This is a genomic window from Stenotrophomonas maltophilia group sp. SKK55 (genome assembly GCF_057179845.1).
In genome coordinates, this window is sequence record NZ_JBXUHP010000013.1 from 44,494 (window position 1) to 70,561 (window position 26,068).

Here is a 26,068-nt window from a genome sequence, read left to right on the forward strand (position 1 = left end):
TTGCGCTTGATGATGCATACCAGGGTGCCGACCAACGGTCGGCACCCACCACGTCAGTACGCCGCTACCTCAGGCCTCGTAGGCAGACTCGCCGTGCGAAGTCACATCCAGGCCGGTGCGCTCTGCTTCCTCGGTCACGCGCAGGCCGACCACGAGCTTGACCACCAGCAGGATGACTGCGGTCACCACCGCCGACCACAGTACGGTCAGGCCGACGCTGACCACCTGCACCCACACCTGATGGGCGATATCCAGATCGGCCTTGGTACCGCCCAGCGACTGTGCACTGAAAACGCCGGTGAGGATCGCGCCGACGATGCCGCCGACACCATGCACACCGAACACGTCGGCCGTGTCGTCCACTTTCAGCAGGCGCTTGAGACCGGTCACGCCCCACACGCAGACCACGCCGGCGACAAAGCCGATCACGATCGCGCCAAGCGGCCCGACGGTGCCACAGGCCGGGGTGATGCCGACCAGCCCGGCCACCGCACCCGAGGCCGCACCCAGCGCCGACGGCTTGCCCTTGCCGATCGCCTCCACCAGGGTCCAGCCAAGCACGGCAGCAGCGGTGGCCAGCACGGTGTTGAGGAAGGCCAGCGAGGCCACCGTATCGGCGGCGGCGGCGGAACCGGCATTGAAGCCGAACCAGCCCACCCACAGCAGCATGGCGCCGATGTAGGTAAACGGCACGTTGTGCGGCTTCAGCGCGGTCTGGCCGTAGCCCAGGCGCTTGCCGACGAACCACGCGCCGACCAGGCCGGCCACGCCCGCATTGATGTGCACCACGGTGCCACCGGCGAAGTCGATCGCGCCCAGTTCACCCAGGTAGCCGCCGCCCCAGACGATGTGTGCCATCGGGATGTAGCTGAGGGTGAACCACAGTGCCGAGAACAGCAGTACCGCACGGAATTTGATGCGCTCGGCGAAGGCACCGACGATCAGCGCGGTGGTGATGCCGGCGAAGGTCGACTGGAAGGCGACGAACAGGTAATCCGGCAGGCCCTTGATCGGCGTGTTGCCCACCGAATCCGGGGTGAAGCCCTTGAGGAAGGCGAACTCGGTGAACGAACCGAAGAATGGATTGCCCGCGCTGAACACCGCGCTGTAGCCGTAGGCCACCCACAGCAGCAGCACCAGCGAGAACACCACCAGGATCTGGCTGAGCACCGACAGCACATTCTTCGAACGCACCAGTCCGCCGTAGAACAGGGCCAGACCGGGCACCACCATCAGCAGCACCAGCAACGTGGAGGTAAGCATCCAGGCGACGTCGCCGTGGTCGAACGCCGGGGCCGCTGCTTCGGCAGCGGCAGGTGCTGCGGCCACCGGGGCCTGCAACGGTTCAACCGCTACGGTTTCGCTCGGCAGCGGCGACACCTGTGCCTGGGCATGGGCGCTGCCCGGCCACGCACCGGCGGCGAACGCGCTGAGCAGCATCAACAGCCACACGACATGGAACCGGGCTTGCCACCCGGTGAGAAGGCGCATCTTCATGGGGGGAATCTCCGGAAGGGGGTTACAGCGCGTCGGCACCGATTTCGCCGGTGCGGATGCGGATGACCTGTTCAACGGCGGTGACGAAGATCTTGCCGTCACCGATCTTGCCGGTGCCTGCCGACGACTGGATCGCTTCGATCACCGCGTCGGCACGCTCGTCGGTGACCACCGTTTCGATCTTGATCTTGGGCAGGAAATCGACGACGTACTCGGCGCCGCGATACAGCTCGGTGTGGCCCTTCTGGCGACCGAAACCTTTCACTTCGGTCACGGTGATGCCCGACACGCCTGCATCGGACAGGGCCTCGCGGACCTCGTCGAGCTTGAACGGTCGGATGATGGCGGAGATCAGTTTCATGCGCATGTCCCGATGGTGGATGGGGCCAGCGCGCCAGCGCGCGTTGGCATCAGGCAACCACAGGTCATCAGGGTGATGACCGTGGCTGTTGCACCGGACACGTACAGGGCCGGGACGGCCGTGCCTCTCTCCTTGCACGACCGACGCGGGAGGGAGGGCGGCCCTGGTCGCGTATCCGGTCTCTCTCTTGCCCCTGGGTGGAGTCAGAGCCCTTTCGCGGCGCGAAACGGATCTGACCCCCTACAACCGCGGCTCCCCAGCCGCGAGAACGGAGGCGATGGCGGCGGGTGGGAGGGGGAACCCACCGCCATCGCGCCCGGTCAGCTTGCGTAGTACAGCTGGTATTCCAGCGGGTGGGTGGCCGCGCGGAACTTGGTCACTTCCTGCATCTTCAGCGCGATGTAGCCGTCGATGAAGTCATCGCTCATCACGCCGCCGGCCTTGAGGAACTCGCGGTCCTTGTCCAGCGCTTCCAGCGCCTGGTCCAGCGAGGAGCAGACCTGCGGGATCAGCTTCTCTTCCTCCGGCGGCAGGTCGTACAGGTCCTTGTCGCTCGGTGCACCCGGGTCGATCTGATTCTTGATGCCGTCCAGGCCGGCCATCATCAGCGCGGTGAAGGTCAGGTAGCCGGACTGGATCGGATCCGGGAAGCGCATTTCGATGCGGCGCGCCTTCGGGTTGGAGACCCACGGAATGCGGCACGACGCCGAACGGTTGCGGGCCGAATAGGCCAGCATCACCGGCGCCTCGAAGCCCGGCACCAGGCGCTTGTAGCTGTTGGTGCCCGAGTTGGCGAAGGCATTGATGGCCTTGGCATGCTTGAAGATGCCGCCGATGTACCACAGCGCCAGCTGGCTCAGGCCACCGTAGCCGTCACCGGAGAACAGGTTGGTGCCGCCCTTGGACAGCGACTGGTGCACATGCATGCCGCTGCCGTTGTCGCCGACGATCGGCTTGGGCATGAAGGTGACGGTCTTGCCGTTGCGGTGCGCGACGTTCTTGATGACGTACTTCATGCGCAGCAGCTCGTCGGCCTTCTGCACCAGGGTGCTGAACTTGGTGCCGATCTCGCACTGGCCGGCGGTGGCCACTTCGTGGTGCTGCACTTCCACTTCGATGCCGACCTGTTCCAGGGTCTTGCACATTTCCGCGCGCAGGTCGTGCAGGGTGTCGGTCGGCGGGACGGGGAAGTAGCCGCCCTTCACGCCCGGACGGTAGCCGCTGTTGGCGCCGTCATACTTGGCGCCGCTGTTCCACGCCGCTTCTTCCGAGTCGACCTTGAAGAAGGTGTTGCCCATTTCGTTGGCGAAACGGACAGAGTCGAAGATGAAGAATTCCGGCTCCGGGCCGAAGAACGCGGTTTCGGCGATGCCGGAGGACTTCAGGTAGGCCTCGGCACGCTTGGCGATGCCGCGCGGGCAGCGGCCATAGGCCTGCATGGTGGCCGGATCGAGGATGTCACAGCTGATCACGATGGTCGGATCGGCGTAGAACGGGTCGACGTAGGCGCTGGACGGGTCCGGCAGCAGCACCATGTCCGATTCGTTGATGCCCTTCCAGCCGGCGATCGAGCTGCCGTCGAACATCTTGCCTTCTTCGAACAGCGACGGTTCGACGATGCTGACCGGGAAGGTGACGTGCTGCTCGACGCCACGCATGTCCACGAAACGCAGATCGACGAACTCGATCTGGTTGTCCTTGATCAGCTTCTCAACGTTTTCCACGGACATCGGTACGACCTCGGATGGGGATGAATGCCTGCTGAGGTACAGCAATGACCGTGCCAACTTTTTGATACCCGCAAGTTGTTGATTTCAATATGGCTGCCCCGCGCTGGTGCAGAACGGTGCGCACCAAACCGGTGCACCCGCCATCAGACGCACCCGTTTGGTGCAGCAGGGATCGTCTATCCTCTCGACCTTCTTCCTTCCGCCGCGCGTGCCCGCACCGTCCATGTCCGACCTGCTCTCCGCCCTGCTGCTGGGCATCCTCGAAGGCTTGACCGAATTCCTGCCGATCTCCAGCACCGGCCACCTGCTCATCGCCCAGCACTGGCTGGGTGCCCGCTCGGACTTCTTCAACATCGTCATCCAGGCTGGCGCGATCGTGGCCGTGGTGCTGGTGTTCCGCCAGCGCCTGCTGCAGCTGGCCACCGGCTTCAACCAACGCGGGAACCGTGAGTACCTGTTCAAGCTGGGCGCCGCCTTCCTGGTCACCGCCGTGGTCGGCCTGGTGGTGCGCAAGGCCGGCTGGTCGCTGCCGGAGACGGTCAGCCCGGTGGCCTGGGCACTGATCATCGGTGGCGCCTGGATGCTGCTGGTGGAGGCCTACACCGCGCGCCTGCCCGACCGCGACCAGGTGACCTGGACCGTGGCGATCGGCGTCGGCCTGGCGCAGGTGGTGGCGGGCGTGTTCCCCGGTACCTCGCGCTCGGCCTCGGCGATCTTCCTGGCCATGCTGCTGGGCCTGAGCCGCCGCGCCGCTGCCGCCGAGTTCGTGTTCCTGGTCGGCATTCCCACCATGTTCGCCGCCAGCGCCTACACCTTCCTGGAACTGGCCAGGGACGGGCAGCTGGGCAGCGAGAACTGGACCGAGGTGGGCGTGGCCTTCCTTGCCGCGGCCGTCACCGGCTTCGTCGTAGTGAAGTGGCTGATGGGCTACATCAAGTCGCACCGGTTCACCGCCTTCGCCCTCTACCGCATCGCGCTGGGCGCGGCGCTGCTGCTGTGGTTGCCCTCCGGCAGCTGAACAGCACTGGGGCACGGTAACCCCATGGCCGGCCCCACCCCGTTTCCCCCACGGTTCCCCAAGGAGAATCACCATGAACCGCAAGCTCACCCTGCTCCTCCCGCTGGCCCTGATGGCCGCCTGCAGCCAGACCCCGGCCCCGGCCGGCAATGGCGGCGACGACGTGGCCCCGGCCGCGACCAAGGCAGCGGACCAGCAGACGCTGGCGCACCTGGATGCGCAGCGCCTGCAGAGCCAGCACTGGCTGCTGCAGCAGGCCACCGGCGCCGACGGCAAGCGCATCGACGCGCTGTTCGCCCGTGAAGACAAGCCGGTCACCCTGGACTTCGCTGAGGGCCGCCTGTCGGTCAGCAATACCTGCAACCGCATGGGCGGCGGCTACACCCTGGCCGACGGCAAGCTGACGGTCAGTGCGATGGCCTCGACCATGATGGCCTGCACCGACAAGGCGCTGATGGCGCTGGACGAAGCCGTGTCGAGCCGCCTGCAGGGCGAACTGAAGGCCGAGCAGGATGCCGATGGCAAGCTGACCCTGACCAACGCCAAGGGCGACGTGCTGGTGTTCAACCCGGAACCGACCGCTGAAACCCGCTACGGCGGCGCCGGCGAAACCGTGTTCCTGGAAGTGGCCGCGAAGACCGAGAAGTGCTCGCACCCGCTGATTCCGGACTACCAGTGCCTGCAGGTGCGTGAGGTCAAGTTCGACGACAAGGGCCTGAAGCAGGGTGAGCCGGGCAAGTTCGAGAACTTCTACGGCAACATCGAGGGCTACACCCACGAAGATGGCGTGCGCAACGTGGTGCGCGTGAAGCGCTACGAAGTGAAGAACCCGCCGGCTGATGCGCCGTCGCAGGCGTACGTGCTGGACATGGTGGTCGAGTCGGCCATCGAGAAGAAGTAAAACGACAGAAGGGCGGCCGAAAGGCCGCCCTTCTTCATTGTGCGTTGTAGAGCCGAGCCCATGCTCGGCTGCTTTTCCCGATAGACAGCAGCCGAGCATGGGCTCGGCTCTACAGAAGCACATTGCCCGCTCAGGCCAATGCGGGGTTCAAGGTGTAGGTACCGTGCAGTGCCGCTTCGGCCAGCACGTGGCCGTGCATGGCCCGGTACGCGTCGGCGGCGGTGAAACGTGCCGGCAGCTGCAGCGATGCCACGTCCAGCGCGAACACGCGGAAGAAGTAGCGGTGCATGCGCTCGTCATTGAACGGCGGATAGGGGCCGTCGTAGCCCAGGTAGTCACCGGCCATGTCCGGGTTGCCGGCGAACCAGTCGGTGAAGTCGTTCAGGCCCTGGCGGCTGCCGGCCGGCCCGGCCGGCGTGGTCTTGCCCTTCACCACGAAGCCGTCGCTGCAGCTGCCTGCGGCAATCTCGCGCACCGAAGCCGGAATATCGGCCATCACCCAGTGCACGAAATCACAGCGCGGCTGGTCGCGTGGCACGCTCATGTCGGTGCGGCCGACCGTCTCCGGCACGGTCGGCACGTCCGGATCGACGCATACCAGCAGGAACGAACGGGTGCCCTCCGGCACATCGCTCCAGGCCAGGTGCGGATTGCGGTCCGGTGCGAAGCCCGCGGCATCGCCTGCGGCGAATTCGCGGTCGATCGGTGCACCGTTGGTCAGGCTGTGGCTGCTCAGTTGCATCGGCGTGTCCTCACTCTTCCGGGTAACCCAGGCGCACCGCGATCGGGGTGAGCTTGGCGAAGGCGGCGCTCATCGCGTCGCGGTAGTTGCGCCAGTGGCCCGGCGGGAAGCGCGGCGCGCCCAGCTGCGCGGCCGGCGGCATCGGCCGCTCGAACAGTCGGCCCAGCAGTTCGGCCATCGCCTGCGGATCGTTGCCGATCTGGTCGATGCGCAGCAGCACCTGCGGGTACAGATCGTCCTCGTGCAGGGCGGCGACCTGGGCCAACGCGCGCGCCAGCCATTCGCTGGCTTCGGCCAGCGAGGTCATCGCCAGCGGCGCGGCCGCACCGTAGGCCACCCAGTCCAGCAGCATGTCGCGCGGATCGCGTAGCACCACCAGCAGGCGGCCCTGCGGCAACTGCGGGCGCAGCGCCCACAGCAGCGCGTTGTCCCACCACAGCAGCCAGTCGATGATCGCGTCGTCCTGCACGCCGCGCGACGGCAGCTGTTCGCGCCAGCGCTGCACCAGCCGCTCCGGCGTCAACACGCCCGAAGCGAGGTCCTGCAGCGTGTGGTAGTTCTGGAACGCGTCGTCGGGTGCGTTGGAGGTATAGCGGTCGCTGCGCAGCACCGGGCTGGCCGCAGCCAGGCCGGTCGCCACGCGCTCCACGCCCGACCCGGGCGCACCCCACAGGAAGATCGGCGCGGAAGTGGCATCACCGTCGATCTCGCCCTTGTCCGGCCAGCTCGGCGGTGCCTTGGCCTGCGGCGGCAGCGGCAGGCGCTGCGGGGCCTGGTCGGCCTGCAGGGCCAGCCAGGTCTGCAGCGCGTCTTCGTGCTGCCCGGCGCGATCCTGGATCTCGCCCAGCCAGGTGCGCAGGTCGGCACGGTGGCCTTCCGGCGCCATGCCGATCAGCGCCTGCACGCGGGCGACGGCAGCGGCCGGATCGCGCTGCAGCAGGCCTTCGACCAGGCGGGTTTCGCCACTGACGCGGCCCGGTTCAAGGCTGACGATACGCTCGGCGATCGCTTCGGCCTGCGCGTGTTCGCCCACCATGTCGTGCAGCCGCAGGCGCGCTTCCAGCGCCGGCAGGTGGCCCGGCATCGCGTCCATCCAGCGCTCGACCGTGGCGGCGGCGGTGGCACTGCCGACCTCCTCCACCGCCAGGCGTGCCAGCCACAGGTCGTGCAGCTGCGGGTGCTGCTCCAGGGCGGCATCCAGGCGTGCGCGGGCCTCGTCTTCGCGACCCAGGCGCTGCCAGGACATCAGCAGCAGCTGCAGCACGTCGCGGTCATCAGGCAGCGATTCCAGCAACGGCAGCAGGTGCTCCAGCGCCTGCAGCGGCTGGCCGCTGCGCAGTGCCAGTTCGCCGGCCAGGCGGCGCATCGAAGGCGTATCCAGGCCTTCCTGCTGCAGCGCGATCTGCATCGCCTCTGCCGCAGCTTCCAGGTTGCCCTGGCGCATGGCCAGCTGCACCACCAGGCCATGCAACGAGGCGATGGTCGGGTTCAGTTCCAGCACGCGGCGGAACGCCTGCTCGGCGAAGGCCAGCATGTTCTTGCCCAGGTAGGCGAAGCCCAGTGCGTAAAGCACGCGGATGTCGTTGGGCAGGGCCTGGTTGGCGGCCGACAGCAGCGTCAGCGCGCGATCGGCATCATCGCGGCGCAGCGCGATCATGCCATCGATGGTCAGCAGCTCCGGGTGGTCCGGTTCGACACGCGAGGCCAGCGTGGACAGGCGCTGCGCTTCATCGAAATCGTTGCGACCGATCGCCAGGTGGGCCTGCATCAGGTACGCGGCGAACGCGTTCGGGTCCAGCCCGGTGGTGCGCGTCAGTGCTTCGCCGGCGCCGTCGAACTGGCGCAGGGCCAGCAGCAGGCCAGCGTGCTGCAGGTGCAGCTGGGCGTTGTCCGGGGCCAGCTGCAGCGCCTGCTGCAGGGCCTCCATCGCGTCCTCGGCCTTGCCCTGCTGCTGCAGCGCAAGCGCCAGCCAGCGGTGGGCCTCGGCCTGGCCGGGTTCATCACGGGTCCACGCCTGGGCCAGCTGCACGGCCTGGTCGGCCTCGTTCTGGCGCAACGCTTGGATGATCTGGTCTTGCATGGCGGTCCGGTTCAAGGGCAAACCCGCATTGTAGCGGCCTGCGCGCCCGTGCCGGTTCAGCCTTGCAGCACGCGCTGCAGGCGCTGCGCCACCCAGCGCTCGGAGAAGCCGTCACCGCGCCAGTTTTCCAGGAAGCCACAGTGTCCGCCCCAGCTGGCGGTTTCCAGATGCGCCTGGTGCGGCAGCTGCCAGTCGCTGAAGGTCGCGTAGGGGATCACCGGGTCGTCCTGCGCCATCAGGATGTCGGCCGGCACCTGCAACGTGGACAGCCGATCGCCGGCAATCGAGTAGCCATCGAAATAGGCCTGCAACGAACCGAAACTGGTGTGGCGCTCGACCAGCCAGGCAGTCAGCGCGCGGATGTCCAGTTTCAGGACGCGGTCGTCGCAGTCGCTCAGTTCGGGGAACAGGTCGCGCTTGCGCCGCAGCGAACCGGCCCACTTGCGGCGGAAGTACCAGTCGTACATTGCCGGGCCGTTCTCGATGCTCTCCATGGTCAGCGCCGGGTCCAGCACCGGGCATACCGAGGCCACGCGCAGCAGCGGCACGCCGGCCGCTGGCGCGCGCTGGGCCAGGCGCAGCACGAAATTGCCGCCCAGCGAGTAACCGGCGGCCACCAGCGGCAACTGCGGCCAGCGCTGGGCGATATCGCCCGCGGCATGCACCACTTCGTCGATCAGGTTGGAGTGGAAGATGCCGGGGTTGAGATGATGGGTATTGCCGTGGTCGCGGAAATTCAGCCGCACCACGTCGAAGCCCTGTTCGAGCATGCGCGCGGCCGCCATGCGCATGTAGCTGGATTCGGCGCTGCCTTCCCAGCCGTGCAGCAGCAGGGCCATGCCCTTGGGTTCGCGGCCTTCGATGTGGCTGTGCCAGCCCTGCAGGCGCACGCCATCACCGCCGTCGAGGATCAGTTCTTCGCTGATCGCACCGGTCGCGGCCAGCAGCAGCAGGCCGCGCTGCAGGCGCATGCGGCTGGAGCTGAGCATCGACTGCAGATGCGGATTGCGCAGCCAGCGCGGGGGCTGGTAGTTAGCCGCGTGCAGCGTCGGCGTGCCGGCGTCCAGGACGGGTGGCGGGATCAGGGCCACCGCACCCTCACTCGGAGCTCATGGCCGCCACGATGCGCGCGCGCGACGTCTCCGCGATGCGCCGACGGCCTTCCAGGTCCTGCGCACCGATCGGTGCCAGGAAGTGCACTTCTGCACGCCGCGCCGGCTCACCGAGCAGGCGCAGGAAATTGGCGAAGAAACTCTCACCGGGGCCGAACGCGACAATGGTCTGCGCATCGCCCTTGAGCCCGTACACCAGTGCCACCGGCTGCACCGGCACGCCGGTTTCAACCGCGGCCTGGAAGATGCGGGCATGGAACGGGCCTACTTCGTGGCCGCCGCGGGTGCGCCCTTCCGGGAACACGCCCACCGCCTTGCCTTCGCGCAGGCGATCGGCCATCACCTGCATCACGCCACCGAGCGATTCGGTGTTGCCGCGCTGGTGGAAGATGGTCTGGCCACGCGCGGCCAGCCAACCGACCAACGGCCAGCTGGCGATCTCGCGCTTGGCGACGAAGCCCATCATGCGCTGGCTGTGCAGGATGCAGATGTCGACCCAGCTGACGTGGTTGGCGACGAACAGCACGGCGCCGGGCAACGGCGTACCGATCTGCACCAGGCGGAAGCCGAAGATCCACATCAGCCCGCCCTGCCACCAGTTGACCACTTTGGCCCCCAGGGTCGCCTCGCCCACGCGCAGTTCGCCCCACGGCCGAAGCATGCCGATCAGGATGAGCGGCAGGAACACAACGATGTGGACCAACAGCAGCGGTACGCGGTACAGGTAACGGCACACACGCGCCACGCCGCCGCGGGGGGCCGGAGTGGGGGAAGTCATCCGCGCACGATACCGGAGGGCCGTCATCGCTGCCAGCCGATTTAGGCCATAACACTCATCGACCGGGGCAATCGGCGGGGAACGCTGGGTTCCGCTGCCGTCACCGGCCGTCCGGGGCTCAGCCGTGGCCGGCCGCCACCACCGCCAGGGTCAGCCGCGAGATGCACACCAGGCGGCCCTGCTCGTCCTCGATGCGGATCTCCCACAGCTGGGTGCTGCGGCCGACGTGCAGTGCACGTGCGGTGCCGGTCACGGTGCCCGAGCGAACGGCGCGTACATGGTTGGCGTTGATCTCCAGCCCTACGCAGATCTGTTTGGCCGTATCCACGCACAGGTTGCCGGCGCTGCTGCCCAGGGTCTCGGCCAGCACCACCGACGCGCCGCCATGCAGGATGCCGTAGGGCTGGCGGGTGCGCTCGTCCACCGGCATGGTGGCCTGCAGCCAATCGTCGCCGGCCGCGCTGAAGACGATGCCCAGCGACTCGATCGCGGTGTTGCGGCTGAGCGTGTTGAGCTTCTCGAGGGAAACGGCTTCGCGGAACACCAGGCTCATGCGGGCACCTTCAGAGGATGGGAACGAGGCCGGCGCCGAATGCAGTGAGCATGCGGACCAGCAGCCATTTCGGGCCGACATTGACCTCGGGGAAATCGCCCACGGCGACATAGCAACGGTGGAAGTCCGGGTCCTGCCGGGGCAGCGGCCGCGGGCAGTCCGGGCCGGGCTTGAACTCGTAGTCGGTGGCATAGCGCCACGGCCAGAAGTCGAGGATCGGCAGTGCCTCGGAGGCCTTGCCGACGCTGTAGTTGAGCCCGGACAGCACCGGCGGCTTGGCCCGCGGCGCCACCGTCCACGAGTTCTGCGGGTGGATATCGCGCAGGATGCTCTCGGCCAGCTGCTCGGCGAAGGCCGGGTCATCGATGATCACCGCACCTTCGGTGTTGTAGTTCTCGCTGCGCGGATCGAAGTTGTGGGTGCCGACCACGCCGATGCGGCGGTCGACCACCAGCGACTTGGCATGCAGGCCCATGCGCGCGCCCTTGCGGGTGACCGGCAACGGCTTGTTGACCGCCTTGCTGCCCAGGAAGGAGGGCCGGGTCTCGGTGCGCAGCAGGCGGGTCTCGACCTCGCTGCCGGCCGCGCGGCGGCGCTCGCGCGCGTTCTGGTAGGCACTGCCGGTGCGCGGGTTCACCGCCAGCTGCTTGCCGGTGGGTGCCGGATGCTCATCGCGATCGCGGCTGTCGCCGGCATTGCTGCCCGCGGCGCTGCCGCCGATCAGCGGATTGCGCCCGCCGTCGTCGTCACCCCCGGGCGCGGCGATCGGATCAGGCAGCAGGTTGCGGTAGTCGACCGGTGCATCCAGCGGGAACGGCTTGTACTCGAAGATGTTGAAGCCCAGTTCGCGCATGTTGCGCCGCTTGTACTTGTACGACAGCGCATACACGATCGGGTTGTCGGTGGCCGCCAGGCTGTTGCTGGACACCACCACCCGCGGCGGCTGCGGGCGCTTGCGCAGCTCGCGGAACAGCTTCTGCGCCGGCTTGGACAACACCAGGTACGGCGTCTGCAGGATCACTTCCTCCTGCGCGCCGGCGATCAGCGCATCCAGCTGCGGCTCGGTCACGTGCTGGCCCGCCAGCGGCGCATCGGCCTTCTCGCGCCGGTGCTTGCGTGGCAGGTCGGCGACATAGCGCACCGAGGCCACCGGCAAGGCGGTATCGACGAAGGAACGGCTGACGAAGTCCATGTCATTGGCTTCGGCACTGACCCGCTGCACCCGCTCGGGGCGGCGGAAGCTGGCCGGCGGCAGGGTCGGCACGCCCTCGCGCAGCAGGGTGCGGCCGACATCGTTCAGGCGCTCGGCCGGCACGCTGCGCCTGGCATGCCAGAAGGCATCGAAGTTGGCGGCCATCGCCCGCGCCTCCGGGCCGGCGATCAGCACGTCGCGGTCGCGGAAGTTGTACTCGCGGTCCCAGTCGTAATAGTCGTCCTGGTAGTTGCGGCCACCGACCACGCCGATCGCATCGTCGATCACCAGCAGCTTGTTGTGCATGCGCTGGTTGAAGCGGCGGAAGCAGCACAGCACGCTGCCGGCATAGTCGAAGTAGTTCAGCCGGGCCTTGCCGAAGGTCGGGTTGTAGACCCGCAGCTGGAAGTTCTGGTGCGCGCCGGACAGCGCGCCGAGGATCTGCAGGTTGGAGATCGCCGAGAGCTGGTCGATCAGCACGCGCACCTTCACCCCGCGCCGCGATGCAGCCAGCAGCTCGTCGATGACCAGCCGGGCGCTGTCGTCCTTGTCGAAGATGTAGGTCTGCAGGTCGATGCTGCGGGTAGCGCTGCGCAGCAGGTTCAGGCGCGCCACCAGCGCACCTTCGCCCTCGTCGAGCAGGGTGGCGTAGTGGCGCGGCTGTCCGGGGGTGGATTCGGTGAACGCCCGGCCGGCCAGCGCTCGCAGCGGTGAGTCCTGCGCGCAGCGGTCGGCGCGCTGGCAGCCGACCACGGTCGAGCGCGCCTGCACGGCGATCGCCTCGGCACGGTCGCGCTCGGCATGCGACAGCGACGCGCAGCCGCTGCCCAGCAACACCGTTGCCAGCGCCAGTAAACGCAGCAGGAGGTTCACGGTTTCGGCGCCTCGCTCAGGCGCGCACGTAATACGAAGGTCACTCGGTCACTCAGGGCTAGCTGCCAGCTGTCCATTCCATACCGGCCTCGCTGCACGGTACCGCGGCTGACGACATCGCAATCATAGCCGGGTCGGGCGCACTCCGCCTTCTCGACCCGCAGCGACTCGGGGTGGCTGACGCCGCGCAGGGTCAGCCGGCCGTTGATGTCGCCGCCCTGTTCCACCGTCTCCGGCCAGTACGGCAGCGAGTCGAACTCGACCACCGGATGGCGCCCTGCATCGAAGAACTCTTCGCCGCGCATCCAGCCGGTGTAGCGCGCCTTGCCAGGGATCTCCACCGAACGGGTGAACATCTTCAGGTGCACCTGGTGGCGCCCGTCGGACAGGATCTCGATGCGCCCCTCGAAGTGCGGGAATACGCCTTCGATGCGCTGGCCGAAACGGGTCCGCACCTCGAAACCGATCCGCGAGCGCTGGGTATCCAGGCGCAGTACCCGCGGTGCTTCGGCGGACACCGGCGGCAACGGGGTTGGTGGGGGTACAGCGGCCCAGGCCGGGCCAAGCGCCAGCAACGCGGGCAGCAGGAAGCGGCTGCGCCGCGCCTGGCTCATCGGATCACGGCCACCAGAACGCGTTCAGGCTGGCCACGCCCGGCTCGATCGAGACCTCGCGCGGGAAGCCGAGGACGGCCACGCCGCCCGGCGGCATGCCGCGGTAGTCGCTGCTGGTGCCGTCGGTCATCAGGGCCACCAGCTGCTCCAGGCCCGGGTTGTGGCCCACGATCAGCACCCGGTCCAGGTCGCGACGCTCGTCAACCAGCGCCGCCAGGGTGCCCGGGGTGGCTTCGTAGATCCGGTCTTCCAGGCGCTTCTCGACATAGCCGATGGCCGTCATCACCGCTTCCAGGGTCTCACGGGTACGTCGCGACGGCGAGCACAGCACGCAGTCCGGCAGCAGCTTGTTTTCCTTCAACCACTTGCCGGCGGCTTCAGCTTCGGCCAGCCCTACCGGCGACAGCGGCCGGTCGAGGTCGGCCTGGCCGGAAACGGCGGGTTCGGCATGGGCATGGCGCAGCAGGATCAGTTCACGCATCGCGGGTTTCCATGGAGAAGAGGATGCAGCAGGAGAAGTGAGGCAGGCATCAAAGCTTGAGCCAGGACAGCAGCGGTTCCCAGTCGGCCTGGTGTTCGCGCACCTGGGCGGAGCGATAGTCGAACAGGCTGCGGCCCAGGCCGGTCATGACCACGTAGCTCTGGCTGTCACGCAGCTGCGCGACCACCGGGTACGGCCATTCGGCCAGCATCTGCAATGCCTGCTGCGAGGTCTGGGTCCAGGGTTTGGTGCGGTTGAGGACCAGCCCTACCGGCAGCTTGCGGCTGTGCACGCGCGGGTTCTGGGCCAGGCTGTTGAGGAAGCCGACGATGGCTTCGATATCCAGCGCCGAGGGCAGCACCGGCACCACCACGGCGTCGGCCGCGTCCAGGAAATGGGGGATATCATCGGCCAGCGCACCGGCGGGTGCATCGATGATGACGGTATCGGTACCGTCGGGCAGCTTCTGCGCCCACTGCTTCTTCCGATACACATCGATGGGGAGCACCGCGCTTTCCAGCCCGGCACGCCGTTGTGCCCAGCGGGTGCTGGAGCCCTGCGGGTCGGCATCGGCGATCACCGTGGCCTTGCCCTGCAATGCCGCGTACGCGGCCAGGTGGGTGGCGACGGTGGTCTTGCCCACCCCGCCCTTGGAACCGGCCACCAGGATCGTCTTCATGCCAGCCTCGCTTCCGGGTACGTGCCCCGAGCGTACACCGGCGGTGGTGACGGGAGGTAGCGCCGTGCTGAACCCGTGGCCATCGCCTTTGCTATCGTGGCGCCCCCGAAGGATCGAACCGGCATGAGCGAACTGCAGGACCTGAGCGCACTGATCCGCGCCAATACCCCCCTGATCGTGATCGAGACCCAGGATGAGGGGCGCATCGTCGAACTGTTCCGGCAGACGCTGATGCACGTGTGGCGGGCCCTGCACCGCTGGTCCATCACGGAGGGCCTGCGCCGCATCGACCTGGACCGCGAGGATCCGCCGGTCGGCCCGCCCGATGCCAGCGCCGCGCTGCAGATGATCCGCCAGGCTGATCAGCGCGGTGTCTACCTGCTGCTCGATTTCCACCCCTACCTGGGCTATGCCAGCCACCAGCGCGCACTGCGCGACCTGATCCAGCGCCGCCACAGCGAACCGCACGTGCTGGTGCTGATCGGCGCCAAGGTCGAGCTGCCGGCCGAGCTGGAAGCGCTGGCGGTGCGCTTCAACCCGCGCCTGCCCGATGCCAACGCCCTGCTGAAGATGCTGCGCGAGGAGGCCGACGCCTATGCGCGCGAACACGGCGGCCGCCGTGTCGAGGTCGACAGCGAGGCGGTGAAGAAGATCCTGAAGAACCTGCAGGGCCTGAGCCTGGTCGATGCCCGCCGCATCGCCCGCCAGCTGATCTACGCCGATGGCGCGCTGCGCGACGACGACCTGCCGCAGCTGGCACGGCTGAAGTTCGAGCTGCTCAACCGCAGCGGCCACCTGTTCTTCGAGCACGACAGCGCACGCTTCGGCGACGTGGCCGGCGCCAACCGGCTCAAGCGCTGGATCAGCCAGCGCCGGGTGGCCTTCATCGCCGGCTCGGCACCGGCCGGCCTGGACCCGCCGCGCGGCATGTTGCTGCTGGGCGTGCAGGGCTGCGGCAAATCAATGCTGGCCAAGGCCACCGCCGCCGGCTTCGGTGTACCGCTGCTGCGCCTGGACGTGGGTGCGCTGTACAACAAGTACCACGGCGAAACCGAGGCCAACCTGCGCCAGGCGCTGGCCTCGGCCGAGCAGCTGGCGCCCTGCGTGCTGTGGATGGACGAGATCGAGAAGGGCCTGGCCAGTGGTGGCGAGGACGGTGGCGTATCGCGCCGCGTGCTCGGCTACCTGCTGACCTGGATGGCCGAACGCAAGGCGCCGGTCTTCATCGTCGCCACCGCCAACCAGGTGCACGAACTGCCGGCCGAGCTGCTGCGCAAGGGGCGTTTCGACGAGATCTTCTTCGTCGACCTGCCCACCCCCGAAGTGCGCGTGGAACTGCTGCGGCTGCACCTGGGCCGGCGCCAGCTCAACGCCGACGACTTCGCACTGCCCGCGCTGGCGGCGGCCGCCAATGGGTTCTCCGGCGCCGAGATCGAGCAGGCGATCGTCGCCGGCCTGTATGCGGCGCATGCCGAGGGCCGGCCGCTGGACACCGAGCTGCTGATGGCCGAGATCCGCGCCACGCGGCCACTGTCGGTGCTGATGGCCGAGCAGGTGGAGGCATTGCGGGCGTGGGCGTCGGGGCGGACAGTTTCCGCGGACGATTGAGTTTCCAGCGAACGGCGCAGCCCCTCGTGGCGGCTGGTTGACCGTGAACATCAAAAGCCGCGCTTGGCCGGGCGGGATGGATTCGCGGGGGACGCCGTCAACCCGTCCATGGGGGCTTGGCCGCGGCATCCATGCCGCGGACACCCCCGCGAACCCACCCCGCCCGGCCTCTGACAATTTCCGAGTGCGTCCGCCACGGAAAAGAAAAAAGAAAAGCAGAAGCAAAAGCAAAAGCCGGTTGGTTGGCCGCCTTCTGTAGAGCCGAGCCCACGCTCGGCTGCTCTTCGATCAGATATCGAATAGTCGATTCCGATACAGATTCATCCACGCATGACGTGGATCTACCGTGTCGACCAAGGTCGACACCTACCAGCAGCAGGGAACTGTCGGAGGCGGGGCGGTGTGGGTTGGCAGGTCCGTTGGCGCCATGGGCCCGAGGCATGCCTCGGGCGGGTTGGGCAGGACGCCCAACCCCGGTCTTGCCGTGTGCGCAGGACAGCGCACACGAGCAAGGCGCCATCGAGCCCCCATGGGTGAGTTTACGGCGTGTCCTGCCAACCCACACCACCCCGTCATCCCGCCCGCGGACTGCCCGCTGTTGCTGTTGCTTCGGCTGTTGCTTCGGCTGTTGCTTCGGCTGTTGCTTCTGCGGGTGCCGGGTGCAACCCGGCCGCCCCCTACCCTCAGGGCCAGGCCGGCGGCGCGGCCGCCCACGCCTGCTGCACTTCCGCCAGCGAGGCACGCTCGTCGTCTCGCCACAACGGCAACAACTGCGCATAGCGGCTGCTGTCGCTCCATTGCGTCGGCTCGGTACGCACTGCGGCGGCATACCACTGCACTGCCTCCTGCTTCCGCCCGGCCCGCCACAGCGCCAGCGCATAGGTCGGTGGCAACCAGCCCGGCTTGCTCAGCGAACCACCGGCAGCGGCCTGCCATTGCTCCAGGGCGGCTTCGGGCTGGCCCTGACGCAGCAGGTCCCAGCCGTAGTTCCAGCGCACGCCACGGCCCAGGCTGCCCTGCACCGGCGCATCCTTCAGCGCTTCGCGATACAGCTGTTCACCCAGTTCGGTACGGCCCTGGGCAATGGCCACCGACGCCAGCTGCACGGTGGCCTCCACGGTCCGCCGGCCGCGCTCGCGCTGCTTGAGCAGCTGCGCCACCAGCTCATCCCCGTCGGACTGGACCACGATCATGGGCACGGCGGCCGCATCGCTGTCGAAGTAGAACTCCTGTGGTGCCGGCACCGCCGGCGCGGCCCACACCGGGGCCGTTCCCGAGACCAGCAACATGCTGCCCAGGATCTTTCCTGCAACTGACATCCCTTCTCCCCAGGCCGCAACCGCAGCCCCCTCTCTCTCCCCGATCCTAACCCCAGCATGGCCGCCGGCGCGAGTGCCGGGGCGGCCGGGCCTCGCTGCTACAATTCGCGCCTTTCCCGCCGCGTGCCTGCATGCGGCCGGTGCCAGCCGATCCTGACCGGGCCAGCCATGACCAGTACCGCGCAACTCACGTCGCCCTCCTCCACCGACCTGATCGACCGTGACTACACGCTCGACCACAAGTACACCCGCAACGAGGGGCGGATCTATCTGAGTGGCGTGCAGGCGCTGGTGAAGCTGCCGCTGATGCAGCGGCTGCGCGACGCGCACGAAGGCATCGACAGCGCCGGCTTCGTCAGCGGCTACCGCGGCAGCCCGCTGGGCGGCTTCGACCTGGAGCTGTGGCGCGCACGCAAACACCTCGACGCGGCCAAGGTGAAGTTCACCCCCGGCCTGAACGAGGACCTGGGCGCCACCATGGTGTGGGGCACCCAGCAGACCAACCTGTTCCCCGGCGCCAACGTGCAGGGCGTGTTCGGCATGTGGTACGGCAAGGGCCCGGGCGTGGACCGCTGCGGCGACGTGTTCAAGCACGCCAATGCCGCCGGCACCTCGCGCTACGGCGGCGTGCTGGCACTGGCCGCCGATGACCATGCCTGCCGCAGTTCAACCCTGCCGCATGGCAGCGAGGACGAGTTCGTCAGCGCGATGATGCCGGTACTGAATCCGGCCGGTGTGCAGGACATCCTCGACATGGGCCTGCTGGGCTGGGCGATGAGCCGCTATACCGGGCGCTGGGTCGGCTTCAAGACGATCGCCGAGACAGTCGAATCGTCGGCCTCGGTCGAGGTCGACCCGATGGCGCGCCGCATCGTGCTGCCGGAAGACTTCGAGATGCCGACCGGCGGGCTCAACATCCGCTGGCCGGACCCGCCGCTGGACCAGGAAATGCGCCTGCACCGCTATGCGGTGAAGGCCGCACAGGCGTTCGCCCGCGCCAACGGCATCGACAAGGTGGTGATGGACGCGCCGCGCGCGCGGCTGGGCATCGTCACCACCGGCAAGAGCTACCTGGACGTGCTGCAGGCGCTGGAATACCTGGGCCTGGACGAAGCCGCCTGCGCCGACATCGGCATCCGCGTGTACAAGGTCGGCATGACCTGGCCGCTGGAGCCGCAGGGCATCGCGCGCTTCGCGCAGGGCCTGGAAGACATCATCGTGGTGGAGGAAAAGCGTGCCTTCATCGAGCGCCAGATGAAGGAACAGTTCTTCAACTGGCCGGCCAGCTGGGGCCAGCGCCCGTCCATCGTCGGCAAGTATGACGAGACTGGCGAATGGATCCTGCCGTCCACCGGCGAGCTGACCCCGGCCACCATCGCCGGCGTGATCGGCCGCCGCATCCAGAAGTTCTTCAACAACGCATCGATCGAGCAGCGGCTGCAGTGGATGCAGGAGAAGGAAGCCGAGCTTGCGTTGCCGCGCGCCAGCTTCCCGCGCGTACCGCATTACTGCTCGGGCTGCCCGCACAACACCTCCACCAACGTGCCGGAAGGCTCGCGTGCGCTGGCCGGCATCGGTTGCCATTACATGGTGACCTGGATGGACCGCAGCACCGACACCTTCACCCACATGGGCGGCGAAGGCGTGACCTGGGCCGGGCAGGCGCCGTTCACCGATACCCCGCACGTGTTCCAGAACCTCGGCGACGGCACCTACTTCCACAGCGGCTCGCTGGCGATCCGCCAGGCGGTCGCCGCCGGCGTCAACATCACCTACAAGATCCTCTACAACGATGCGGTGGCGATGACCGGCGGCCAGCCGGTGGACGGCCCGCTGAGCGTGCCGGACATTGCAAAGCAGATGCGCGCCGAAGGCATCCACACCATCGTGGTGCTGTCGGACAACATCGGCAAGTGGACCGGCCAGCGCGAGCACTTCCCCAGCGACGTCGAGTTCCATGACCGCAGCGAACTGGACGAAGTGCAGAAGCGCCTGCGCGAAGTGAAGGGTGTTTCGATCCTGATCTACGAACAGACCTGCGCGACCGAGAAGCGTCGCCGCCGCAAGCGCGGCAAGCTGGAAGACCCGCAGAAGCGGGTGATGATCAACTCGCTGGTCTGCGAAGGCTGCGGCGACTGCGGCAAGAAGAGCTTCTGCGTGTCGGTGCTGCCGAAGGAAACCGAGTTCGGACGCAAGCGCGAGATCGACCAGTCCAACTGCAACAAGGACTATTCCTGCGTGAACGGCTTCTGCCCCAGCTTCGTCACCGTGCACGGTGGCCAGCCGCGCAAGGGCAGCAAGCGCGATGCGTCCACGCTGCTGGACAACCTGCCGGCGCCGACCCTCCGCGACAGCCTGGAACAGCCCTGGAACATCCTGATCACCGGCGTCGGCGGTACCGGCGTGGTGACCATCGGTGCGCTGCTGGGCATGGCCGGCCACCTGGAGGGCAAGGGCGCGACCGTGCTCGACCAGACCGGCCTGGCGCAGAAGGGCGGCGCGGTGACCACGCATATCCGCATTGCCCGTCGCCCTGAAGACATCCATGCCGTGCGTATCGCCGCTGGCGAGGCCGACCTGGTGCTGGGCTGCGACATGGTGGTGGTCAACGATTACTGGGCGCTGTCGAAGGTCCGTGCCGGCCGTTCGCAGGTGGTGCTGAACACTTACGAAGCGATGCCAGGCACCTTCACCACCCGCCCGGACATGCAGTTCCCCGCCGCCGACATCATCGCCGGCGTGCGCGTGGCACTGGGCGGCCAGGAGCCGTTGCTGCTCGATGCCACCCAGCTGGCCACCGCGCTGCTGGGCGATGCCATTGCCGCCAACCTGTTCATCCTCGGCTACGCCTGGCAGCAGGGCCTGGTGCCGCTTTCGTTCGAGTCACTGATGCGCGCCATCGAACTCAACGGCGCCGCCGTGGCGATGAACCAGCAGGCGTTCGCCTGGGGCCGCCTGGCCGTGGTCGATCCGCAGGCCGTGCAGCAGGCGGCCGGCCTGGTGCGCAACCGCCATACCGATACCGAATCCACCCCGGGCCCGCTGCATCCGCTGCCGCCAGGCGAGTGGGAGGGCAATGAATGGGGTGCCACTGCGGCACCGCGCAACACCGGCGACGAACGCGAACTGCGTGGCCTGCCCTCGCACGGTGGCGACGTGGCGTTCCTGCCGCTGGACGACGCACGCCTGTCGCGCTCGCTGGATGAAATGATCGAGCGCCGCGCCGCGTTCCTGGTCGAGTACCAGGATGCCGCCTACGCCAAGCGCTACCGTGACCTGGTAGCGCGCGTACGCGCCACCGAAGCCGACCGCATCGGCGGTTCCACTGCGCTGACCGAGACCGTGGCGCGCTACCTGTTCAAGCTGATGGCCTACAAGGACGAGTACGAAGTGGCGCGCCTGTACACCAGCGGCGACTTCCAGCGTCGCCTGCAGCAGCAGTTCGAGGGCGACTACCAGCTGCGCTTCCATCTGGCACCGCCGCTGTTCGCGAAGAAGGACGAGCAGGGCCGGCTGCTGAAGAAGGAATACGGCCCGTGGATGTTCAAGGCCTTCGGTCTGTTGGCGAAGCTGAAGTTCCTGCGTGGCGGCCGCTTCGATGTGTTCGGACGCACCGAGGAGCGCCGCATGGAACGCAAGCTGATTGCTGATTACGAGGCGACGGTGCAGGTGCTGCTGGACGGGCTGGAGGACGACCGTCTGTCGCTGGCGGTGGAGATCGCCAGCGTTCCCGAGCACATCCGCGGCTTCGGCCATGTCAAGGAAGCGCATTTCGCGCAGGCCAAGGCGCGCGAAGCGGCCCTGCTGGCGCAGTGGCGCAATCCGAAGGCGCTGCATATCGTGCAGGTGGCTTGACGGTGGTGCCGGCCGCTGGCCGGCATCTTCCTGGCAATCGGTTGCCGGCCAACGGCCGGCACTGCCGGTGGTTCACCCCAACCGCCACAGCAATAGCCGGTTATTGGCCGGCATCGCCACGTCACCCAACCGGGTAAACCCGTTGTCCGCCGCCAGCGCCTGCACCGCTTCGCTATCGCGGATACCGCTGCGCGGGTCGCGCGCCTTCAGCCAGGCATCGAACTGCGCGTTGCTGTCGCTGGTATAGCGACCGCCGTAGTTGAAGGGGCCATACACCGCCAGCAACGCACCGTGACGCAACAGCGGCGGCAGCGCGCCGAACAGCACCTGCACGTACTCCCAGCCCATGATGTGCAGCGTGTTGGCGCTGAATGCGGCGTCGAACGTGCTGCTTTCTGGAAGGTCCAGGCCCGTTGCCGGTGGCAGCTCCACCTGCAGCGCCACCGGCGGCAGCAGGTTCAGCAGCGCGGCCTCCGCACGCCAGGCCTCGATGCCGGGCAGGTGGTCCGGGTGGTCGCTGGGCTGCCAGCGCAGCCACGGCCAGCGCTCGGCGAAGAAGGCTGCGTGCTGGCCGGTACCGCTGCCGATTTCCAGCACCCGATGGCGGTCGCCCATCCACGGGTCGAGTGCGGTGGCGATGGGTTCGCGGTTGCGCTCGCAGGCTTCTGAATACGGCTTGCTCGACATCAGGACGGTGTCCAGGCGGGGGTCGGCCCCATTGTGCACGAGGGGGTGTCTGCAGGGCTTGCAGCCCTGCACCCGCAGGAGCCGGAGCCAGAGCAACGTCAAAAGCTGGCATTCCGTGGGTTGGCGGGGTGGGCCGGTTGCGGGGGGCGCCGTAAATACGTCCCTGTAGGCTCGGTCGCCGCATCCATGCGGCTCACGCCCCCGCAACCGGACCCACCCCGCCTTCGACAGATTCCGCGATCTGTCGGAAGTGCTCTTGGGGTCAGATCCGTTTTCCTGTGGAAAACGGATCTGACCCCGGATTCATTTCGATACCTGACAGATGTGTCGACCAAGGTCGACACCTACCAACAGCCGCAGGAATCTGTCAGAGGTGGGGCGGTGTCGGATTGCGGGGTGTCAGCCGCATGGATGCGGCTGCCAAGCCTCCATGGACGGATTCACGGCGTCCCCGCAATCCGACACCGCCCCGCCCACCCACGGAATGCCGCTCTGGCTCTGGCTCTGGCTTTGGCCGTTGCCGTTGCATTGAGCAGGTGCAGGGCTGCAAGCCCTGCCGAAACCCTCCCCAACCATGACTGCAGTCACTTGCCCGGTTGCGCCGCGCTGGCGAAAGTCGAGGAGTTGACGTGATCGGTCCGGCGCGTTGCCGACCGCAAGCGAGAGAGAGAAACGCTGTGCAACGACGTGAGTTCCTGGCTTTTTCCGGCCTGGGCCTGGCCGGCCTGCTGCTGCCGCATTCCCGTGCCATCGCCGCCGAGCAGCTGCTGGCGCCGGTCGATACCGCCCAGCGCCGGCGCTTGGCCGAGGTCGCGCTGGCCACCGCACGCTCGGCCAAGGCGAGCTACTGCGATGTGCGCATCGGCCGCTACCTCAACCAGTCGGTGATCACCCGCGAGCACCAGGTCGGCAATGTGACCAACCGAGAATCGTCCGGCGTGGGTGTGCGGGTGATCGTCAACGGTGCCTGGGGCTTTGCTGCCACCCATCAGCAGACCGAGGCCGCCGTGCGCGCAGCGGTCGAGCAGGCCGCAGCAATCGCCCGCGCCAACGCCAGCATCCAGACCCGCCCGGTGCAACTGGCACCCACGCCGTCCGTCGGTGAAGTGCGCTGGCAGACGCCCATCCGCAGGAACGCGATGGCGGTGCCGATCCAGGACAAGGTCGAGCTGCTGCTGGCGCTCAATGCCGCTGCGCTGGATGCGGGCGCCGACTACATCAATTCCACCCTGTTCCTGGTCAACGAACAGAAGTACTTCGCCTCCAGCGACGGCTCGTTCATCGACCAGGACATCCACCGCATCTGGTTGCCGTTCACCGCCACCGCCATCGACAAGGCCAGCGGCAAATTCCGCACCCGCGCCGGCCTGTCCTCGCCGATGGGCATGGGCTATGAGTTCCTCGATGGCGATGCGCGCGGCAAGGTGCAGCTGCCCGGCGGCATCACTGCCTACCGCGATTCCTACGACCCGGTCGAGGACGCCATTGCGGCCGCCCGCCACGCGCGCGAGAAACTGAAGGCGCCATCGGTGAAGCCCGGCAAGTACGACCTGGTGCTGGACCCGTCCAATCTGTTCCTGACCATCCACGAGAACGTCGGCCACCCGCTGGAGCTGGACCGCGTGCTCGGCTACGAGGCCAACTACGCTGGTACCAGCTTCGCCACGCTGGACAAGCGCGATGCCGGCTTCCGCTGGGGCAGCGACATCGTCACCTTCTTCGCCGACAAGACCCAGCCCGGCAGCCTCGGTGCGGTCGGCTACGACGACGAGGGCGTGAAGACCCAGCGCTGGGACCTGGTGCGCGACGGCATCCTGGTCGACTACCAGGCCACCCGCGATGAAGCCCACATCCTCGGCCGCGATGCATCGCATGGCTGCAGCTATGCCGATTCCTGGTCCAGCGTGCAGTTCCAGCGCATGGCCAATGTCTCGCTGGCGCCGGGCAAGCAACCGCTCAGCGTCGAGGACATGATCAAGGACGTGGAGAACGGCATCTACATCCACGGCCGCGGTTCGTATTCGATCGATCAGCAGCGTTACAACGCGCAGTTCGGCGGCCAGCTGTACTACCAGATCAAGGACGGAAAGATCGCCGGCATGGTCGAGGATGCGGCCTACCAGATCCGCACCCCGGAATTCTGGAATGCCTGCACCGCCATCTGCGATGAACGCGACTTCCGCCTGGGCGGTTCGTTCTTCGATGGCAAGGGCCAGCCGGGCCAGGTGTCGGCGGTCTCGCACGGTTCATCCACCACCCGCTTCAACGGCATCAACATCATCAACACCGCGCGCAGTCTCGGCGCTTGAGCCACCCATCCTTCGACATGGAGAGCAGCCTTGCAAAGACGTGACTTCCTGGCCCTGACCGGGCTTACCGCGGGCGGGCTGATCGTGCCCTCCTTCTTCGGCAAGGTGATCGCCGCCGAGCAGCTGCAGAGCACGCTGGACCTGGGGCTGAAGAAGCGCCTGGCCGATGCGGCGCTGGCTGCCGCCCGCCAGGCCGGTGCCACCTACTGCGACGTGCGCATCGGCCGCTACCTGCGGCAGTTCGTGATCACCCGCGAGGACAAGGTGCAGAACGTGGTGAACACCGAGTCCACCGGCGTCGGCATCCGCGTGATCGTCAATGGTGCGTGGGGCTTTGCCGCCACCAACGCGCTGGGCACCGCCGACGTGGCCAAGGCAGCGCAGCAGGCGGCCGCGATCGCCAAGGCCAATGCCGGCGTGCAGACCGCGCCGGTGCAGCTGGCCAAGGCGCCGGGCGTGGGTGAGGTGAGCTGGCGCACGCCGATCCGCAAGAATGCGATGGAGGTGCCGATCAAGGACAAGGTCGGCCTGCTGCTGGACGTCAACGCCGCCGCAATGGGCGCCGGTGCCAGCTTCGTCAACTCGATGCTGTTCCTGGTCAACGAGCAGAAGTACTTCGCCTCCACCGACGGTTCCTACATCGACCAGGACGTGCATCGCATCTGGGCGCCGATGACGGTCACCGCCATCGACAAGGCCAGCGGCAAGTTCCGCACCCGTTCGGGCCTGTCCTCGCCGATGGGCCTGGGCTACGAGTACCTGGACGGCGCCGCCGCGGGCAAGGTGGTCAGCCCCAATGGCGTGGTCAACTACAGTTCTTCCTACGACATGAAGGAAGACGCCATCGCCGCCGCCCGGCAGGCGCAGGAAAAGCTGAAGGCACCGTCGGTGAAGCCGGGCAAGTACGACCTGGTGCTCGATCCGTCGCACACCTGGCTGACCATCCACGAGTCGATCGGCCACCCGCTGGAACTGGACCGCGTGCTCGGCTACGAAGCCAACTACGCCGGCACCAGCTTCGCCACCCTGGACAAGCGCGAACAGCGTTTCCAGTACGGCAGCGAGCTGGTCAACATCTTCGCCGACAAGACCCAGCCGGGCAGCCTCGGCGCCGTGGCATACGACGACGAAGGCGTGAAGTGCAAGCGCTGGGACCTGATCAGCAACGGCAAGCTGGTGGACTACCAGACCATCCGCGACCAGGCGCACATCCTCGGCAAGACCGAGTCCGACGGCTGCTGCTATGCCGACTCGTGGTCCAGCGTTCAGTTCCAGCGCATGGCCAACGTGTCGATGGCACCGGGCAAGAAGCCGCTGAGCGTGCCGGACCTGATCAAGGACGTGGAGAACGGCATCTACATCATCGGTGACGGTTCGTTCTCGATCGACCAGCAGCGCTACAACGCGCAGTTCGGCGGCCAGCTGTTCTACGAGATCAAGAACGGCCAGATCACCCGCATGCTGGAAGACGTGGCCTACCAGATCCGCACGCCGGAATTCTGGAACGCCTGTACCGCCGTGGCCGACGAGCGTGACTACCGCCTGGGCGGTTCGTTCTTCGACGGCAAGGGCCAGCCGGGCCAGGTCTCGGCGGTCTCGCACGGCTCGTCCACCGCGCGCTTCAACGGCATCAACGTCATCAACACCGCACGCAGCCTCGGCTGACCGGTCAGGAGCCC

The 26,068-nt window shown here is 67.5% G+C and carries 20 protein-coding genes; 6 read left to right on the plus strand and 14 right to left on the minus strand.

The features are described from left to right. Positions 1-69: 69 nt before the first annotated feature. The 3 genes from amt to glnA form a co-directional block, all read right to left on the minus strand. Complete coding sequence (amt, locus tag AC2A1N_RS07745) at positions 70-1,497, minus strand: ammonium transporter (protein ID WP_061479379.1); 1,428 nt, start codon at positions 1,495-1,497, stop codon at positions 70-72. Between the two features lie 22 nt (positions 1,498-1,519). Beyond that, a complete protein-coding gene (locus AC2A1N_RS07750; protein ID WP_004134334.1) occupies positions 1,520-1,858 on the minus strand; it encodes a P-II family nitrogen regulator in 339 nt (112 codons plus the stop codon). A gap of 320 nt (positions 1,859-2,178) precedes the next feature. After that, positions 2,179-3,588: a type I glutamate--ammonia ligase gene (gene glnA, locus AC2A1N_RS07755; protein WP_005420964.1), complete on the minus strand. Its 1,410-nt coding sequence runs from the start codon at positions 3,586-3,588 to the stop codon at positions 2,179-2,181. Between the two features lie 223 nt (positions 3,589-3,811). Between glnA and AC2A1N_RS07760 the strand changes: the two genes are divergently transcribed. Together AC2A1N_RS07760 and AC2A1N_RS07765 are read left to right on the plus strand one after the other, a co-directional pair. Next, positions 3,812-4,606 (plus strand): undecaprenyl-diphosphate phosphatase, encoded by a 795-nt coding sequence (locus AC2A1N_RS07760; RefSeq protein WP_061479399.1) that lies wholly within the window; start codon positions 3,812-3,814, stop codon positions 4,604-4,606. A gap of 73 nt (positions 4,607-4,679) precedes the next feature. After that, a complete protein-coding gene (locus AC2A1N_RS07765) occupies positions 4,680-5,507 on the plus strand; it encodes an META and DUF4377 domain-containing protein (RefSeq protein ID WP_134968124.1) in 828 nt (275 codons plus the stop codon). A 130-nt stretch (positions 5,508-5,637) separates the two neighbouring features. Here the strand turns inward: AC2A1N_RS07765 and AC2A1N_RS07770 are convergent, their stop codons facing one another. From AC2A1N_RS07770 to AC2A1N_RS07810, 9 genes are all read right to left on the minus strand, one after another. After that, complete coding sequence (locus AC2A1N_RS07770) at positions 5,638-6,249, minus strand: YbhB/YbcL family Raf kinase inhibitor-like protein (RefSeq protein WP_061479382.1); 612 nt, start codon at positions 6,247-6,249, stop codon at positions 5,638-5,640. 10 nt (positions 6,250-6,259) lie between these two features. Continuing rightward, a complete protein-coding gene (locus AC2A1N_RS07775) occupies positions 6,260-8,329 on the minus strand; it encodes a tetratricopeptide repeat protein (RefSeq protein WP_061479383.1) in 2,070 nt (689 codons plus the stop codon). A gap of 56 nt (positions 8,330-8,385) precedes the next feature. Continuing rightward, positions 8,386-9,375 carry a YheT family hydrolase gene (locus AC2A1N_RS07780; RefSeq protein WP_484371982.1) on the minus strand — a complete coding sequence of 330 codons (990 nt, stop codon included), beginning with the start codon at positions 9,373-9,375 and terminating at the stop codon, positions 8,386-8,388. A gap of 52 nt (positions 9,376-9,427) precedes the next feature. Continuing rightward, positions 9,428-10,219: a lysophospholipid acyltransferase family protein gene (locus AC2A1N_RS07785; RefSeq protein WP_061479384.1), complete on the minus strand. Its 792-nt coding sequence runs from the start codon at positions 10,217-10,219 to the stop codon at positions 9,428-9,430. Positions 10,220-10,337: 118 nt separating this feature from the next. Next, positions 10,338-10,772 carry a hotdog fold thioesterase gene (locus tag AC2A1N_RS07790; RefSeq protein WP_061479385.1) on the minus strand — a complete coding sequence of 145 codons (435 nt, stop codon included), beginning with the start codon at positions 10,770-10,772 and terminating at the stop codon, positions 10,338-10,340. Positions 10,773-10,782: 10 nt separating this feature from the next. Beyond that, the gene (locus AC2A1N_RS07795) at positions 10,783-12,837 is read right to left on the minus strand and encodes a phospholipase D family protein (protein ID WP_484371940.1); all 2,055 of its coding nucleotides are present in this window, start codon (positions 12,835-12,837) and stop codon (positions 10,783-10,785) included. Continuing rightward, entirely contained in the window at positions 12,834-13,451 is a 618-nt protein-coding gene (locus AC2A1N_RS07800; protein ID WP_005420984.1) for a YceI family protein, read from the minus strand. The genes AC2A1N_RS07795 and AC2A1N_RS07800 overlap by 4 nt, the downstream gene beginning before the upstream one ends. A gap of 4 nt (positions 13,452-13,455) precedes the next feature. After that, a complete protein-coding gene (locus AC2A1N_RS07805; protein WP_061479387.1) occupies positions 13,456-13,932 on the minus strand; it encodes a SixA phosphatase family protein in 477 nt (158 codons plus the stop codon). A gap of 49 nt (positions 13,933-13,981) precedes the next feature. After that, a complete protein-coding gene (locus AC2A1N_RS07810; RefSeq protein WP_005420986.1) occupies positions 13,982-14,611 on the minus strand; it encodes a ParA family protein in 630 nt (209 codons plus the stop codon). A 123-nt stretch (positions 14,612-14,734) separates the two neighbouring features. Here AC2A1N_RS07810 and AC2A1N_RS07815 point away from each other — a divergent pair, with 123 nt between their 5' ends. Then, positions 14,735-16,219: an AAA family ATPase gene (locus AC2A1N_RS07815; RefSeq protein ID WP_061479388.1), complete on the plus strand. Its 1,485-nt coding sequence runs from the start codon at positions 14,735-14,737 to the stop codon at positions 16,217-16,219. A gap of 683 nt (positions 16,220-16,902) precedes the next feature. Here AC2A1N_RS07815 and AC2A1N_RS07820 read toward each other — a convergent pair. Then, the gene (locus AC2A1N_RS07820; RefSeq protein WP_061479389.1) at positions 16,903-17,538 is read right to left on the minus strand and encodes a tetratricopeptide repeat protein; all 636 of its coding nucleotides are present in this window, start codon (positions 17,536-17,538) and stop codon (positions 16,903-16,905) included. Positions 17,539-17,706: 168 nt separating this feature from the next. On the opposite strand from AC2A1N_RS07820, the gene AC2A1N_RS07825 reads away from it, so the two are divergent. Beyond that, positions 17,707-21,393 carry an indolepyruvate ferredoxin oxidoreductase family protein gene (locus AC2A1N_RS07825; protein ID WP_061479390.1) on the plus strand — a complete coding sequence of 1,229 codons (3,687 nt, stop codon included), beginning with the start codon at positions 17,707-17,709 and terminating at the stop codon, positions 21,391-21,393. A gap of 72 nt (positions 21,394-21,465) precedes the next feature. On the opposite strand, the gene AC2A1N_RS07830 is transcribed toward AC2A1N_RS07825, so the two are convergent. Next, entirely contained in the window at positions 21,466-22,080 is a 615-nt protein-coding gene (locus AC2A1N_RS07830) for a DUF938 domain-containing protein (protein WP_061479391.1), read from the minus strand. Between the two features lie 677 nt (positions 22,081-22,757). On the opposite strand from AC2A1N_RS07830, the gene AC2A1N_RS07835 reads away from it, so the two are divergent. Beyond that, positions 22,758-24,389 (plus strand): TldD/PmbA family protein, encoded by a 1,632-nt coding sequence (locus AC2A1N_RS07835; RefSeq protein ID WP_061479899.1) that lies wholly within the window; start codon positions 22,758-22,760, stop codon positions 24,387-24,389. A 30-nt stretch (positions 24,390-24,419) separates the two neighbouring features. Beyond that, positions 24,420-26,054 carry a TldD/PmbA family protein gene (locus AC2A1N_RS07840; RefSeq protein WP_061479900.1) on the plus strand — a complete coding sequence of 545 codons (1,635 nt, stop codon included), beginning with the start codon at positions 24,420-24,422 and terminating at the stop codon, positions 26,052-26,054. The last annotated feature ends 14 nt before the right edge of the window (positions 26,055-26,068 follow it).

Coding starts and splice junctions, on each gene's coding strand:
- AC2A1N_RS07790 (WP_061479385.1), bottom strand. CDS start 10,772: ATGAGCCTGGTGTTCCGCGAAGCCGTTTCCCTCGAGAAGCTCAACACG.
- amt (WP_061479379.1), bottom strand. CDS start 1,497: ATGAAGATGCGCCTTCTCACCGGGTGGCAAGCCCGGTTCCATGTCGTG.
- AC2A1N_RS07815 (WP_061479388.1), top strand. CDS start 14,735: ATGAGCGAACTGCAGGACCTGAGCGCACTGATCCGCGCCAATACCCCC.
- AC2A1N_RS07785 (WP_061479384.1), bottom strand. CDS start 10,219: ATGACTTCCCCCACTCCGGCCCCCCGCGGCGGCGTGGCGCGTGTGTGC.
- AC2A1N_RS07750 (WP_004134334.1), bottom strand. CDS start 1,858: ATGAAACTGATCTCCGCCATCATCCGACCGTTCAAGCTCGACGAGGTC.
- glnA (WP_005420964.1), bottom strand. CDS start 3,588: ATGTCCGTGGAAAACGTTGAGAAGCTGATCAAGGACAACCAGATCGAG.
- AC2A1N_RS07765 (WP_134968124.1), top strand. CDS start 4,680: ATGAACCGCAAGCTCACCCTGCTCCTCCCGCTGGCCCTGATGGCCGCC.
- AC2A1N_RS07805 (WP_061479387.1), bottom strand. CDS start 13,932: ATGCGTGAACTGATCCTGCTGCGCCATGCCCATGCCGAACCCGCCGTT.
- AC2A1N_RS07775 (WP_061479383.1), bottom strand. CDS start 8,329: ATGCAAGACCAGATCATCCAAGCGTTGCGCCAGAACGAGGCCGACCAG.
- AC2A1N_RS07810 (WP_005420986.1), bottom strand. CDS start 14,611: ATGAAGACGATCCTGGTGGCCGGTTCCAAGGGCGGGGTGGGCAAGACC.
- AC2A1N_RS07760 (WP_061479399.1), top strand. CDS start 3,812: ATGTCCGACCTGCTCTCCGCCCTGCTGCTGGGCATCCTCGAAGGCTTG.
- AC2A1N_RS07820 (WP_061479389.1), bottom strand. CDS start 17,538: ATGTCAGTTGCAGGAAAGATCCTGGGCAGCATGTTGCTGGTCTCGGGA.
- AC2A1N_RS07825 (WP_061479390.1), top strand. CDS start 17,707: ATGACCAGTACCGCGCAACTCACGTCGCCCTCCTCCACCGACCTGATC.
- AC2A1N_RS07800 (WP_005420984.1), bottom strand. CDS start 13,451: ATGAGCCAGGCGCGGCGCAGCCGCTTCCTGCTGCCCGCGTTGCTGGCG.
- AC2A1N_RS07770 (WP_061479382.1), bottom strand. CDS start 6,249: ATGCAACTGAGCAGCCACAGCCTGACCAACGGTGCACCGATCGACCGC.
- AC2A1N_RS07830 (WP_061479391.1), bottom strand. CDS start 22,080: ATGTCGAGCAAGCCGTATTCAGAAGCCTGCGAGCGCAACCGCGAACCC.